At 61.0% G+C, this 13,835-nt stretch carries 14 protein-coding genes; 7 read left to right on the top strand and 7 right to left on the bottom strand.

Annotated features, from left to right (window positions below):
* Positions 1-5: 5 nt before the first annotated feature.
* Complete coding sequence (locus EI290_RS20970; RefSeq protein ID WP_125433608.1) at positions 6-608, top strand: hypothetical protein; 603 nt, start codon at positions 6-8, stop codon at positions 606-608.
* Positions 609-1,029: 421 nt separating this feature from the next.
* Here EI290_RS20970 and EI290_RS20965 read toward each other — a convergent pair whose 3' ends face one another.
* On the bottom strand, positions 1,030-2,364 hold the full coding sequence (locus tag EI290_RS20965) for a M23 family metallopeptidase (RefSeq protein ID WP_125433607.1): 1,335 nt from the start codon (positions 2,362-2,364) through the stop codon (positions 1,030-1,032).
* A gap of 376 nt (positions 2,365-2,740) precedes the next feature.
* Here EI290_RS20965 and EI290_RS20960 point away from each other — a divergent pair, with 376 nt between their 5' ends.
* Positions 2,741-3,595, top strand: a complete 855-nt coding sequence (locus tag EI290_RS20960) for a hydroxymethylglutaryl-CoA lyase (protein WP_125433606.1) — start codon at positions 2,741-2,743, stop codon at positions 3,593-3,595.
* A 184-nt stretch (positions 3,596-3,779) separates the two neighbouring features.
* The gene (locus EI290_RS20955) at positions 3,780-4,517 is read left to right on the top strand and encodes a (Fe-S)-binding protein (protein WP_125433605.1); all 738 of its coding nucleotides are present in this window, start codon (positions 3,780-3,782) and stop codon (positions 4,515-4,517) included.
* 95 nt (positions 4,518-4,612) lie between these two features.
* Here the strand turns inward: EI290_RS20955 and EI290_RS20950 are convergent, their stop codons facing one another.
* Both EI290_RS20950 and dapA read right to left on the bottom strand, forming a co-directional pair.
* Positions 4,613-5,008: a VOC family protein gene (locus EI290_RS20950; RefSeq protein ID WP_185817103.1), complete on the bottom strand. Its 396-nt coding sequence runs from the start codon at positions 5,006-5,008 to the stop codon at positions 4,613-4,615.
* Positions 5,009-5,327: 319 nt separating this feature from the next.
* Positions 5,328-6,200: a 4-hydroxy-tetrahydrodipicolinate synthase gene (gene dapA, locus EI290_RS20945; RefSeq protein ID WP_125433603.1), complete on the bottom strand. Its 873-nt coding sequence runs from the start codon at positions 6,198-6,200 to the stop codon at positions 5,328-5,330.
* 126 nt (positions 6,201-6,326) lie between these two features.
* Between dapA and EI290_RS20940 the strand changes: the two genes are divergently transcribed.
* Positions 6,327-7,256, top strand: coding sequence for a polysaccharide deacetylase family protein (locus EI290_RS20940; RefSeq protein ID WP_125433602.1), 930 nt, complete (start codon positions 6,327-6,329; stop codon positions 7,254-7,256).
* Between the two features lie 451 nt (positions 7,257-7,707).
* On the opposite strand, the gene EI290_RS20935 is transcribed toward EI290_RS20940, so the two are convergent.
* From EI290_RS20935 to EI290_RS20920, 4 genes are all read right to left on the bottom strand, one after another.
* Positions 7,708-8,163, bottom strand: coding sequence for a rhodanese-like domain-containing protein (locus EI290_RS20935; protein ID WP_125433601.1), 456 nt, complete (start codon positions 8,161-8,163; stop codon positions 7,708-7,710).
* Positions 8,164-8,357: 194 nt separating this feature from the next.
* Complete coding sequence (gene ligA / locus EI290_RS20930) at positions 8,358-10,457, bottom strand: NAD-dependent DNA ligase LigA (RefSeq protein WP_125433600.1); 2,100 nt, start codon at positions 10,455-10,457, stop codon at positions 8,358-8,360.
* A 236-nt stretch (positions 10,458-10,693) separates the two neighbouring features.
* Positions 10,694-11,203 carry a DUF4920 domain-containing protein gene (locus EI290_RS20925; protein WP_125433599.1) on the bottom strand — a complete coding sequence of 170 codons (510 nt, stop codon included), beginning with the start codon at positions 11,201-11,203 and terminating at the stop codon, positions 10,694-10,696.
* A 46-nt stretch (positions 11,204-11,249) separates the two neighbouring features.
* A complete protein-coding gene (locus tag EI290_RS20920; RefSeq protein ID WP_125433598.1) occupies positions 11,250-12,050 on the bottom strand; it encodes a TapB family protein in 801 nt (266 codons plus the stop codon).
* A gap of 236 nt (positions 12,051-12,286) precedes the next feature.
* Here EI290_RS20920 and EI290_RS20915 point away from each other — a divergent pair, with 236 nt between their 5' ends.
* The 3 genes from EI290_RS20915 to EI290_RS20905 all read left to right on the top strand — a co-directional run bounded on the left by EI290_RS20915 (position 12,287) and on the right by EI290_RS20905 (position 13,698).
* Positions 12,287-12,520, top strand: a complete 234-nt coding sequence (locus tag EI290_RS20915; protein ID WP_125433597.1) for a hypothetical protein — start codon at positions 12,287-12,289, stop codon at positions 12,518-12,520.
* A complete protein-coding gene (locus tag EI290_RS20910; protein WP_125433596.1) occupies positions 12,513-12,857 on the top strand; it encodes a hypothetical protein in 345 nt (114 codons plus the stop codon). The genes EI290_RS20915 and EI290_RS20910 overlap by 8 nt, the downstream gene beginning before the upstream one ends.
* Before the next feature lie 196 nt (positions 12,858-13,053).
* A complete protein-coding gene (locus tag EI290_RS20905; RefSeq protein WP_125433595.1) occupies positions 13,054-13,698 on the top strand; it encodes a cytochrome c oxidase subunit 3 in 645 nt (214 codons plus the stop codon).
* The last annotated feature ends 137 nt before the right edge of the window (positions 13,699-13,835 follow it).

The following is a 13,835-nucleotide window of genomic DNA, read 5'->3' as shown; positions in this document are numbered from 1 at the left end:
CCTTCATGAAAAAGCTTGTACTCTCTGCCGTTGGGGCGCTTTCTATGCTCCAGCTGAGCTCCTGTATCAATACGGAGCGTGAGGTAGGGACTTCCAAAAATGCCGACCGGGTTTTCACCCCCACGCCGGAGGCCAACCGGGGCCGCGTATCGGAGCGCACCGTGCTGCGCACCGTAAATGCTGCCCATAATTTCTCAACCACCAAGTCAAAAGATAATTTTGTGTTGCAACTGCGGGGGCCAAAAATTGCTACCGCTCAAGCGTATTTTATCATCATTAGCCCCACCGGAGACACCCTGCGCAAAGAGGTAATGCCCGCCACCGCACTTATTAATGAGCGAGACCTGGACGACCCGCAGGCTGCCACTGTGCGCGACAAGGAAATTGCCATTCTGCAGGGCATGAACAGCTTTTTCCGCGACGACCGGTTTGTGCAGCCCGCCGTACCCCGCACCGCCACTCAACCCGAAAATGTGGACGCGCAATCCTGGACGTCGGTAAAGGAGGATGCCCGCGCCGTAGGCTTTGACTATCCGGCTGCTGATGGCCGGGAGCGGCGCCTGGCATACTCCAAAAAGCTGGGTCGGGCTGTGGTTATTGCCGAGTAAGGATTCGGCCAAAAATGGAACAAGCCCCGCTTACTTGGTAGTAGGCGGGGCTTGTTCCATTTTTGGCGGGCTATAGGCAGCTATCTGTGGTAGCCGGGAGTGCCCGGAGGATAGAAAAGGTAAACCCTCGGCCGGTTTAGCGGGCCAAGGAAAGTAGAACGACGGAAAATGTATGTGCCCTGAGCATGAATTGTGCATTGATGCTGAAAAAACCAGGCTCGTGAGGAGGCGGTCGGTAGGTAGGGTAAGAAAAACGCGGAACAGCTTCCGGTAAAAAGCTACTCCGCGTTCTTTACTCCAATCACCGGCTCAAACGTATACCCTCATGCATGAAGCTCAGGTGAAGAAATTGGTGTGGCAGAAGAAAATCATTCGCATGATGCCAGGACGAGCATGTGCCAACTGGTAGTGAGTGCCCGCCCTATGCTGGTCGTATTGCTACCCAGCCAGTACGGCCATCGGCCTGGCGCACCAAACGGTAGCCTCCAAATTCGCCCAGTACCGCTACGGCTGTTTGGGCCGGCAGGGAGGCAATGGTCGGGGCTTCGGGCAGGGGAAAGGAGCGCAACTCGGCCACGGCCGCTAGATTCTCGCGGCGCAACGGCGCGGCCGTCAGTACGGCTTTGGTGGGCACGAAGCCCGTGCGGCCGGCAGGCAGCTGCACCCGTAGCCACTCAGCGGAGGCCCCCAGCACCAGCAGCGGAGTGGCGCGGGTAGCAGCCGCAGTTGTAGTGGCCGTGGTAGCCGGCGTGCGGCGCAAACTTAGCCTGGCCTCGCGGGCCCGCACCCATTGGCCCAGGCGGGCCGGCAATACTTTAGGGGCGGGCGTCAGGGCATCGGCGCGGCGCACGAAGGGGAACGGGTCCACGGCACCGTTGCGGTACACCCCGAAGTGCAGGTGGGGCGGGGTGGTTTTGGCGTTGCCGGTATTGCCCACCAGGCCCAGCGTATCGCCGGGCTTCACCTGCTGGCCAGCTTGTACCAGTTGCTTATCGAGGTGGGCGTAGTAGAGGTGCTGGCCGTGGTCGGTGTCGGCCAGCCATACCACCCGGCCCCCACGCGGGGTTTCCTGCACACGGGTGATGTAGCCGTTGGCGGCAGCCACGGCCGGCGTGCCGCGCTGGGCAAAAATGTCGATGCCCTCGTGGCGGCGGGCCCCGCCGTCCCGGTCCACACCCCAGAACGAGCCCACGGCCACGTCCGACTTGCCTTTTACCGGAAAGCTCAGGCTGGGCTCGCGCCGGATGCGCAGGGTATAGCGGCCACCGCGTAACAGCTCGGGCTGCACCCGCAGCACATGTTGGCGGTCGGCCTCAGCCACGTAGCGGAAGCTCAGGTCGGCGGTATCGGCCGAGGCCAGGGGGCGTGGGGCCGAGCGGTCGGGGTTCAGCTCAAAGGCATCCACAAATACCTTGGGAGCCTGGGTGCCGGGAGCCAGCGTGAGGCTGATATGGATGGCCTCGCCCTGCCGCACCTGGTAGCGCAAGCCGGTGGCCACGGCCCGGTCGGCGGGGAAAAAGCCGGCTTCCTGGAACGGTAGCTTCACCACCAGCGAGTCGCGCAGGGCCTGGTCGGCGGCCCGCAGCCAGTCGCGGCCCAGGGCCGTTTCGGCCAGGCCGGCCTGTTTCAGCTTACGGGCATAGGCCTCGTGCGGAGTGCTTTGCTGGAAGATTCCCTGCAGCGTCTGGCTTTGACTGCAGGCGGTAAGAAATAGGACAAACAGAACGGCGGGCAGGGCACGAAGGCGGTGCAGCATCAATGGGAAGTAGGAAGGAGGTAGTTGGTAGTAGGATAAACCCCAGCCGGAGCGGAGTAGTTCTTTGGTAAGTGGTGAAGTTGCGAAAGGTGAAGTTGTGAAGTAAGAGCGTGTTTGGATTTACTAAACTCACCATTGGAACGTCATGCTTCAACAAGCGGACACCAGATCAAGTATGAATCCTTCTACATTTCCGAACACGCTCTGATGGTTCTGGTATCCTTCGTCCGGGGGCTTCCTACGAAAGGCCACCGTCAATCCCGCACCACCCTCCGTCCAGCAGTTCACAGCCACCATCCAGGGAAGTGTGTCGTTCCCAATGGCGCGGGTTCTATCACAATTTCACAACTTCGCAACTTCACCACCCATCCTGCCCATGCTCCACCTCACCGAATGCCCCCGCGACGCCATGCAGGGCTGGCCCACCTTCATTCCAACCACCGATAAAATCAGCTACCTGAACGCTCTGTTACGGGTGGGGTTTGACACGCTCGACTTCGGCTCTTTCGTGTCGCCGAAGGCCATTCCGCAGCTGGCCGATACGGCTGAGGTGCTGGAAGGGCTCGACCTGAGCCAGTCGGGCACGCGGCTGCTGGCCATTGTGGCCAACCTGCGCGGGGCCGAAACCGCCGCCCAGCACCCGCAGATCCGGTTTATCGGCTTTCCACTGTCAGTATCCGAAACCTTCCAGCAGCGCAACACCAACAAAAGCATTGCCCAGGCCCTCGACGACGTAGCCCGCATGCAGGAGCTGTGCGCCCGCACCGGGCAGGAGCAGGTGGTGTACCTGAGCATGGGCTTCGGCAACCCCTATGGCGACGTCTGGAGCCCCGCCGTGCTGGGCGAGTTCACTCAGAAGCTCGACGCGCTGGGCGTGGGCATTGTGGCGTTGTCGGATACCATCGGGGCCAGCACGCCGGCCACCATTGCCCCGGCCTTCCGGGAGCTGACAGCCGCTTACCCGCACATCCGCTTCGGGGCCCACCTGCACACCACGCCTGCCACCTGGCGCGAGAAAGTGCAGGCTGCCTACGAGGCCGGCTGCCGCTACTTTGATGGTGCGCTGGGCGGCTACGGTGGCTGCCCCATGGCCGCCGATGAGCTGACCGGCAACATGCCCACCGAACGGCTCCTGGAGTTCGGCGCAGCAGTGGGCGAGGTGCCGGAGCTGAACCGGGAGGCTTTGGCTGAGGCCTTAGAGTGGAATCAGCGCATATTTGCGGGGCATTAACCGTACTTTGTCACTCAACCCGCCTGTCATCCTGAGGCAGTAGCCGAAGGCCTTTTTTACACTAGAACGCCTCTGCTTTCCTCTGCGCATCACTCCGCGAACCTCTGCGAGAAAACTCGTTCACCTGTCATAAGGTCCTTCGCTCTGCTCAGGATGACAGCTACTCCTTACGCCCCTCCACACCATGCAAGCCCCTCAAGTCGACCTGTTCATTCCCTGCTTTGTTGACCAGCTTTTTCCGCACACGGCCCTGAACATGGTGAAGGTGCTGGAGGGGGTAGGCTGCCAGGTGCACTACAACGCCAACCAGACGTGCTGCGGCCAGCCCGCCTACAACGCCGGCTACAAGGAGCAGAGCTGCGAGGTAGCCCGCAAGTTCCTGGCCGATTTCCCCACCGAGCAGGAGCACTACATCGTGAGCCCCTCGGCCTCCTGCATTGGCATGGTGCGCAACACCTACGCCGATTTATTTGAGGGCACGCCCGACTCGGGCCGCTACCACGGGGTGCAGCGCCGGGCGTTTGAGCTGACCGAGTTTCTGGTGGACGTGCTGGGCGTGAAGTCGATTCCGCAGGCCCGGCTCAGCGGCAAATATACCTACCACGACTCCTGCTCGGCCCTGCGCGAATGTGGCATCCGGGAGGCTCCGCGCCAACTGCTGGATGCTGTGCCCGGCTTAGAGCGGCTGGAAATGGCCGAAAACGAAACCTGCTGCGGCTTCGGCGGCACCTTTGCCGTGAAGTTTGAGGCCATATCCGTAGCAATGGCCGAGCAGAAAGTAGAACATGCCCTGGCCACCGGTGCCGACTACCTCATCAGCACCGACACCAGCTGCCTCATGCACCTCGACGCCTATATCCGCCGCGAAAAAAAGCCCCTCAAAACCCTGCACGTGGCCGATGTGCTGGCCAGTGGCTGGTAAATCACGGATTTAGACGGATTTGTTGGATTTCGCGGATTGCAGCGCGTGGGCTGCGGGGTAATTGGTATGCAGAGGCTGTTGACGGTGGGTTTCAGCTAGCGGTTCAGGTTTTCGGCAAACTCCAGCATGTTGCCGTGCAGGTCCGTGACAAAGCCGCAACGCTTACCAATGGCCGGCACCTCGAATGGCTCCCGCACAACGGACACCCCTTTTTCCCGCAAGTCCGCCAATGTGGCGTCCAGATCATCTACTTCCAGGCAAAGATGATGGAAGCCGGCTGTAACCGGCAGGGTCGGCGGCGGCGTTGAGTTCGTGGCTGAGTCGCATACCACTTCCAGCCAGAAGGCGTCGTCGTTGGCCGGCGCAAGGAAGGCCAGCCGCAGGTTCCCGACGGTCCATTCTTTGAGGATGCGAAAGCCGAGCTTCTCGGTGTACCAGTTGAGCGTGTCGGTGTAATGGGCCGTGCGCAGGCCCACGTGGGCGGCGCGCATGGTACCGTTACTACCTGCTGGGTTTTTTGCCGGTAACGGCAGCTGTGGGTTCTGCATGTGGATTCTTTGTGTCAGATTAAGTCGTCGGCTGCCGAATGTGGGGCGGGTAGGAAAGCTACCGAGGCCGCAGCAGCTGACGAAGCACAAAGGTCCAGGACTTGCAGCGGGTCGTACTGGTGAATATTTCAGTTTTTGCTGGGAATACGGTAGTCACCATTCTGAAAGACCTGAAAATTCAAGGCTGTTGCGCGCAGCTAAGAATCTAAAAACAAGAAAGGGTAGCCTTGGGCCACCCTTTCTTGTTTTTAGATTCTTCTGACTACTCGGCACAGGCGGCAATTCGCGCCTTCAGCCCCTCCGAGCCCTCTACCAGTGGTAGGCGCACGGCATCCGAGCACAAGCCCTGGGCGGCCAGGGCGGCTTTCACGCCCACGGGGTTGCTTTCCTCGTACATCAGCGGATTCAGCTCCACAAAGCCGAACAGCAGCTTGGACGCGGCCGGGAAGTCGCCGGCTAGGGCGGCACGGGTCATGTCGGAGAAGCGGCGGGGGAAGGCGTTGGCCAGCACCGAGATGATGCCCACGGCTCCGAAGCTGATGAGCGAAGTCGTCATCATATCGTCGCCGGAAATCAGCAGAAAGTCGGCGGGTTTGGCGGCGGCAATGGCAATGCACTGCTCCAGGTTGCCGCTGGCTTCCTTGATGCCGATGATGTTGGGGTGCTTAGCCAGTTCCAGGGTGGTAGCAGCCGTGAGGTTGGAGCTGGTGCGGCCGGGCACGTTGTAGAGCAGCACCGGCACCGGCGAGGCATCGGCCACACGCTGGTAGTGCGCAATAATGCCGCGCTGGGTGGGCTTGTTGTAGTAGGGCGAAGCCGAGAGCAGGGCCGCAATGCCCGTGAGGTCGGTGCTGCGGATGGTGCGCTCCACGGCGGCCGTGTCGTTGCCGCCGATGCCGTACACCAGCGGTACGCGGCCGGCTACGTGTTCCTTGGCTACGCGCAGAATTTCGGCCTTTTCCTCGGTGGTGAGGGTCGGCGACTCGGCCGTGGTGCCGTTGATGACGAGGTATTCCACCCCACCATCGATGACGAAATCAATCAATCGACGCAGGGCCGGGTAGTCCACGGCACGGTCGGGGGTGGGAGTGAAGGGGGTAACAAGGGCGACGCCGGTACCACGAAGGTTGTCCATGCGGAAAATTAGCGGTTGATTTGTAGAGGGAAGTCCTGCGGCGAAGATACAATGCCCTTGCCCAAGGTCGGCCCCTCATCTTTAAAAGTACGGCCCGGCGCTGTTCGGGCCGCGTTATCCTTCTTCATGAACTTCCCCAAGTACCCCGTGCTGGCCGCTGCGCTTGCCACCCTGGCCGCGCTGCCGGCCTGCAACGACGCCAAAAACGCCACGGCCTCCGAGGCTTCTGCCGTAGCCAACAAAGCCCAGGATGCGGCCGACTCGGCCAGTACCGCCGCCACGCCCACGGCCGGCAACGCCTCGGCCGCCAGCACCAGTGCCGGCAGCCCTGCTACCATCCCCGCCGGCCAGCGCGCCGATGCCGCCACCGTGCTAGCCCGCCCCCAGGTGCCCATCCTGTGCTACCACCAGATTCGCGACTGGCGCGCCAAGGACTCGCGCGGAGCCAAAGACTACATTGTGCCGGTGGAGCAGTTCAAGGCCCAGATCAAGATGCTGGCCGACTCGGGCTACCATACCATCCTGCCCGACCAGCTGTACGCCTACCTCACCACCGGCGCGGCCCTGCCCAGCAAGCCCATCATGCTGACCTTCGACGACACCGACCTCGACCAGTTCACGGTAGCCCGGCCCACCCTCGATAAGTACGGCTATAAGGCCGTGTACTTCATCATGACGGTGAGCCTGGGCCGGCCCAACTACATGAGCAAGGCGCAGGTAAAGCAGCTTTCGGATGAAGGCAACGTCATCGGCTCGCACACCTGGGACCATCACAACGTGAAGAAGTACGAGGGTAAGGACTGGGTGACGCAGATTGAGGAACCAACTAAAAAGCTCGAGGAAATTACCGGCAAGAAAATCAACTACTTCGCCTACCCCTTCGGCCTGTGGCGCCCCGAGTCCATCCCCGAGCTGAAGAAGCGCGGCATGGATGCCGCCTTCATTCTGGCCGAAAAGCGCGACCAGCAGGACCCGCTCTACACCATCCGCCGCATCATTGCCAGCGGCTACTGGAGCCCCCGCACCCTGCACAATAGCATCGTGCAGAGCTTCTAGGGTAGAAGTAGGAGGCAAGAAGTTAGACGGACATAGGATATCCACTTGGCAGAGTAAAGCTGCGTAGAAAGTAGCAGGGCGTCATGCAGAGCACAGCGAAGCATCTCGCATGCTGAAGTCCGAATAGTATTGCAACGGCAACACGCGAGATGCTTCGCTGTGCTCTGCATGACGTTCCTTTGATTTGTAGACTTTCTAAACGGCTTCAGAGGAAAGCTTCAACCTACGCAAAAGCCCCCTTCGTGTGCACGAAGGGGGCTTTTCTTGTAGAGACGCGACACTTCGCGTCTCAGCATTGAACGATGTCGTTGGAACGCAAGCTGTTCTACTGGAAGACGCGAAGTATAGCGGCTCTACAAGCGAACTGGCGTCAGAGGCTCGGTGTATTCAGAAACCTCTGACCCTGAAAAGAACGGATTGCCTCGGTTCCTCCTCGCACTGACAGGCTGCTTTACTTCTTGACGTCCTGCTTTTTCAGTTCCTCGTAGGCGCCGGCATTTACTACCTGCCGAAACCCTTTTTCCTGCATCAACACGGCGGTTTTGCTGCTGCGGTTGCCGCTGGCGCAGTACAGCACGTAGGTCTGCCTGGGGTCTAGTTGCTGGAGTTGCTGGGCTACGTCGGGGGCCCGGAAGTTAAGGTTTTGGGCCCCGGGTAAGTGGCCGGCGGCATATTCCTCGGGCGTACGCACATCAAGCAGCACGGTGTTGGGCTGAGTCAGGGTTTTCTTCACATCTGCCACAGGCGCTACGGGCACAGCTGGGGCAGTTATGGCGCCGGTGTTACTGGATAGAACTGTGTTTTTAGCCGGTAAATCTGCCTTCACCTCCCGCACTACATTGGTAGCCTGGGCCGCGGCGGCTACGGAAATCAGAGTACAGGCACCGGCAAGCAGAAAACGTTTCATATGCAGTGGATTAGAAGTAAGAAGGATACGCCAAATGGACACGCAACGAACCGAATGAGTTGCAAGGCCCGCCAGAATGGTGTAGAGACGCGACACGTCGCGTTTCGCCGTTGAATGATTGGAGCCGTACCATAAAGGTGGCCTTAACAACGTCAGCAACGACGAGACGCGACGTGTCGCGTCTCTACACCGTGCTAAAACAAGGAACCTTGCTGGCCTGCAACTGGCGGCACCGGTGACGCTGCTTCCTCCGGGGTTTCAGGAGCGTCCGTATCCGTTGGGAGCATAGCCAGCAGGTCGGTTTCGCCGATGATGGGCACGTTCAGGGAGGTGGCTTTTTCACGCTTGGCGGGGCCCATTTTGTCGCCGGCCACCAGGTAGCTGAGCTTCTTACTGATGCTGCCAGTGATTTTACCGCCGTGCTGCTCAATCAGGTGCTGCAGCTCCTCGCGGCTGTGCTGCTCAAACACCCCCGACAGCACAAACGTGAGGCCGGCCAGCCGGTCGCTCTGGGGCTGCGGGGCCTCGCCGGTGAGGGCCAGCTGTAACCCGGCGGCCTGCAACCGCTCCAGCAGCTGCCGGTTGGCGGGCTCCTGGAACCAGGCCGCCGCCGACTCGGCAATGACGCCGCCTACTTCGGGTACGGCGGCCAGCTCGGTGGCCGTGGCGGCAGCCAGGGCCTCAATGGTGCGGTAGTGGTTCACCAGCTTCTCGGCCACGGTCTCGCCCACGTACCGGATGCCCAGCCCGAACAGCACCCGGTCAAACGGCACCTGCTTGCTGGCCTCGAGCCCGGCCATGAGCCTCTGCACCGATTTTTCGCCCATGCGGTCCAGCTGGGCCAGCTCGGCGGCTTTGGCAGGCAAGTCGTAGAGCGAGGCGGCGTCCGTCACCAGCCCCAGGTCGAAGAAGCGGCCCACGGTTTCGGCTCCCAGCCCGTCGATGTTCAGGGCCTTGCGCGACACGAAGTGCTCCAGCTTGGCCTTACGCTGGGGCGGGCAGCCCCGGTCGTTGGGGCAGCGGAAGTGGGCCTCGCCCTCGGGCCGGATGAGCGGGGTGCCGCAGGCCGGGCACTCGGTGGGGTAGATAATGGGCTGGCTGTCAGCAGGGCGGGCGGCCACATCCACCCCGGTAATCTTGGGGATAATCTCGCCGCCTTTCTCCACGAACACCATGTCGCCGAGGCGCAAATCGAGGGCGGCAATCTGGTTGGCGTTGTGCACCGAGGCGCGCTTGACCACGGTGCCAGCCAGCGGCACCGGGTCGAGCAGGGCCACCGGCGTAACGGCCCCGGTGCGGCCCACCTGGTATTGAATGGCCTGCAGGCGGGTGCGGCCGGCTTCGGCGGGGTACTTGTAGGCAATGGCCCAGCGCGGACTCTTGGCCGTGAAGCCCAGCAACTCCTGCTGGCGGAAATCATCTACTTTGATAACGATGCCGTCGGTAGCTACGGGCAGCTCAAACCGCTTTTTGTCCCACTGGTGCACGAAATCCAATACTTCCTCGATAGTGCCGCATAGCCGCCAGGTGTCCGACACCGGCAGGCCCCAGGCGCGCAGGGCTTCCAGCGAGGCGCTGTGGGTGGGAAACTGGTTGCGGCCGGGCATGAGGAAGGAGTAAGCGTAGAAGCGCAGCCGGCGGGCCGCTACCTGGGCCGAATCCTGGAGCTTGAGGGCGCCGGAGGCGGCGTTGCGTGGGTTGGCCAGCAGGGCCTCGCCGTTGGCCTCGCGCTCCTGGTTCAGCTCCGCGAATACGGGCAGGGGCATGAAAATCTCACCCCGCACCTCAAACTCCGGGGGCTGGGGGGCTCCCTCGGGGCGCAGGTGCAGGGGCAGGTTCCGGATGGTACGCACGTTACTGGTCACCACGTCGCCGCGGGTACCGTCGCCGCGCGTGACGCCCTGCGTGAGCTGGCCCTGCTGGTAGGTGAGGCTCATGGCCACGCCGTCGAACTTCAACTCACATACGTAGGCCACGTCGGCCCCTTCCAGGCCCCGGCGCACCCGCTCGTCGAACTCGCGCAGGTCGGCTTCGGAGTAGGTATTGCCCAGGCTGAGCATGGGGTAGCGGTGCTCGGCCGTGGGAAACTGCTTGGTAATGGTGCCGCCCACGCGCTGGGTAGGGGAGTTCCGGTGGGCTAGGTCGGGGTGCTGCTTCTCCAAACCAGCCAATTTGGCCAGTAGCTCATCAAATTCCTGATCCGTCACCTCGCTGATGTCGCGCTGGTAGTACTGGTAGTTGAGGTGATGAAGCCGCTCGGTAAGGGCGGTTATCTGCTGTTGAATATCGGACATATAGGGGAAGGCAGGTTGAGGTTGCAAGCTACAAAGTAGCTGCATTCGGTGCCGGTTTCGTGCCGTGTTTCGCGGTGGCAGCCGCAGTGTTTCACGGTGGCCGTGCACTGCGAGACACTGCGTAAACCCACTGCGAAACGCTGCGCGAAACAAAAAGGCCCCGGCCGGGAGGGGCCAGGGCTCGATAATACAGAAGCTGTTTAAGGAGGAATGACGTTCTTCACAGTCAACAACATCTACTCCGCTACCAGCACCCCGTCGGCCTCAAAGTTGAGCTGCTGCTGGGGCTTGGTTATGGCGGCTACCTCGGCGTCGGACTTGCCGGCGTCTTTGGCATAGTGCTGTAAATCGGAAACGGGCACGGTTTCGCGGTGGGCCCAGCCGTTGATAACCACGGTTTTGCCGCTGATGTCTTTGGGTACGAAGAAGGCGTAATCCTTGAACCGGACGCGCATTTCCTGGCCATCGGGCGTTTTCATTGTCAGCCAGCAACCCTTGGCCTGGCATACGGCATCGGCCTTACCCACCAGCTTCACCTGCGCCGAGTCCTGGTCGCCGAGCACGGTGTTCAGGGCCGAAAGGGGCTGCGCGCCGGCAGCGGTAATGGCGCTGCCGTAAGTTTTGCCGGTAACGGCCGGGGTTTCGGCAGGAGCAGGAGCAGGAGCAGCGGCAGTTTCGGTTTTAGACTGCTGCTGGCAGGCGGCCAGAAGGAGCAGGGCGGCCGGCAAAACGGACAAAGTGCGCATGGCGGAAAGAAAAAAAGTAAGGGAAGAAGGCGTTACGGCCCTGAACTTACGATTTTTTGACCTTGTACTTCTCCTTCATTTTCGGCTGCGTGGCCGACTGGGAAACCTGATTGATGGCCGTAAGCAGCCGTACCTGTTCCAACTTGCCTTTTTTGTCGTACACCTCGGTTTTCACTATTCCAATACCGGGCGAGTAGTAGTCCACTACTTTTACGGTGGTACGCATTACCATATCGGCGCGGGCGGCGGTGGCGCTTTCCCGCTCGGCTTCCACGCGGTAGCACGCAAAAGTGCCGGCCGGCGTCGTTACCGACTCAGTACCCGTAATGCGCCGCTTCTGCACGGTGGTGTACACCCGGGCAATATCCACGGCGGTGCTGCTCACCTGCACCGAAACGCCACCGCCGGGCAGCTCTGAGCCTACAGTGGGCTGGTTAGGCCAGGCCAGCGGCACGGGAGCGTAGGCAAAGCGCCGGTCGCGGAAGGAGCGCAGGCTTTCCGGGTTTAACTCCTCGAGGCCATCAGTAAAGCTGGTATCCTGGCGGCAGCGGAAGATAAGATCCTGCTGGCGCTGCAGGTGATTTTTGGAGTCGTACGTGCCGCTTTTTACCAGTGCAGTAGTGGTGGTAACTGTCTTTTTTTTGTTTTGTTCCGAGCCCAGGCTCACCACCCGCTGGCGGAGGGTACCATTCGCTTTTCCACTGGCGTCTTGGAGCTGATACACTCGCTCCATATTATCGAGCAAACCAAAAGGGTGGGTGCAGTCAACGGATTTAGTGGTTGGTTGAGCTTGGGCAGCCGGCAGGGCCAGCAGCAGGGCGGCCGTAGTAACAAGGAAGCGGGTCATAAGGCAGTGCAAAGGGTGGAAATCCAGCCGATGGGCCTGCATACGCAAGCCGAACAATTTGGATTTGAGAAAGAACATAGGCTTGCCAAAGGAGCAGGCAAAGGTCTTGCCAATGAGCGCGCGTAACTTGCCCGGGCGCAAGTCGTTTGCGGTGAAGTGCCTGGCCGCTCCGGCTCTTCGCTTATTTTGTACAGTCCTCTTCATATTCCCCACATTCATTCTCACAACTCCCGCGTATGCCTGATCAACCAACTTCCTGGGCCGATACGGCCGCTTCCCTGCTTTCCAAACTCTCGGGTGGGGTTGAGCTGGCCCTTAACTTCGAGCAGATGGAGCTGCAAGTACCCAACCCCCAGAACCCGGCTACGCCGACGACCTGGCGGCTGAACGGCTCCCTGCGGATTCGGACCCGGGGCGAGAATCCGCCCAGCAGTGCTCTGCCGCCCGCAACGCCCGCGTCCCTTGGCTAGTGGCCTTGATATAGAAGCTCGGCTGGTTGTCAGCTTCGACGGCGACGATGTTCAGGTGGCGGGCTCCGGGGGCTACCTCATCGTAAACTTTCCCAGTCAGCGCGTGCTCGATAAGCTTACCAGTGGCCCGACCAAAGACCCTAACGCCCCGCCCAAACCCAAAACCGCCGGCCCCGACCCCTTGCAGCAGCTCAACGACCTGGCCCTGCGGCTGGGCTTGGTACTGGATCTGCGGGTGGCCGGCAAAACCCACGTTACCTTCGGTGCCGGCCGCTCGCCCAAGATTACCCTGAATGCGGTGCTGGGTAAAATCGGCTCGTTTTTCAGTAAATCCTGAGCGTACCAAGTGGCTGAACACCCGCCCGGTAAACTCCTGTGTCTGACGTGCGTAACGCCTGAAAATCGTACGCCGGGCACAGGAGTTTTTGCGTACCTTGGTAGGAAGCCCTCCTGGCAAAAACGGTAGACGTGGCCTGAACTAAAGGGTTTGCAAATGGTTTGCTACTACGCACGCACTTTTGTCTTCGCACCGCATGAACTCCGATTCTGAAAGCAGCAACAAGGTTGGCGCTAACCGCCCGGCTTCGCCCCTCAAACGCATGGAGGGGGTGCCCTTGCTGCTGATGATGCTGTACGTGGGCCTGGCCGGCATAACGGTGCTGTTTGTGGTTCTCATTGCCGCATACGCCTATACCCGCTTCCACCAGAATGCCCCTACGGGTATATACCCGCTGCCGCGCTATTTCTCCCTCAGCACCATCGTGCTTCTGATCAGCAGCTACGTAATAGCTCAGGCACAGCGCCTCTACGCCCAGGACGATTTACGGGGCCTGGCCCGTTGCCTCGGTGCCACATTCCTACTTAGCAGCATCTTCGCGGGCTTGCAGGCACTGGGGTGGCGGGAGCTGCTCATGCATGGTATCCTGTTCGAGGGCATGGCCAGTGGCACCTTCGTGTACCTGATTTCGGCGGTGCACGTAGCACATTTGCTGGGCGGTATGCTGTTTCTGATGACCCTGCTGTTACGGACCCACCACGCCTCCCGCGACGCGGTGCGCAGCCTGGTATTTATCCGCAACCCCTACCGCCGCCTGCAGCTGCGCATGATTACGCTGTACTGGCACTTCATCGACGGAGTGTGGCTGGCGCTGTTTGCGGCTTTCTTGTTTCTGTATTGAAATGACAGGAAAGGGGGGAGGACGGACCGGCCGCGGCGCGGCTACAGGTTGGCAGTGAAGCAAGCATCCAGCAGTTCAACGCCGCGTGGCCGCGCAAGTGACGCCAGAAGTTTCAGGCGCCTTACGCGGCGCGACGG

Origin of the sequence: Hymenobacter metallilatus, from assembly GCF_003944705.1 — a bacterium.
Classification (GTDB): domain Bacteria; phylum Bacteroidota; class Bacteroidia; order Cytophagales; family Hymenobacteraceae; genus Hymenobacter; species Hymenobacter metallilatus.
Note: the sequence above shows the minus strand (reverse complement) of the source record. Positions and strands in the feature narration are given on the sequence as shown.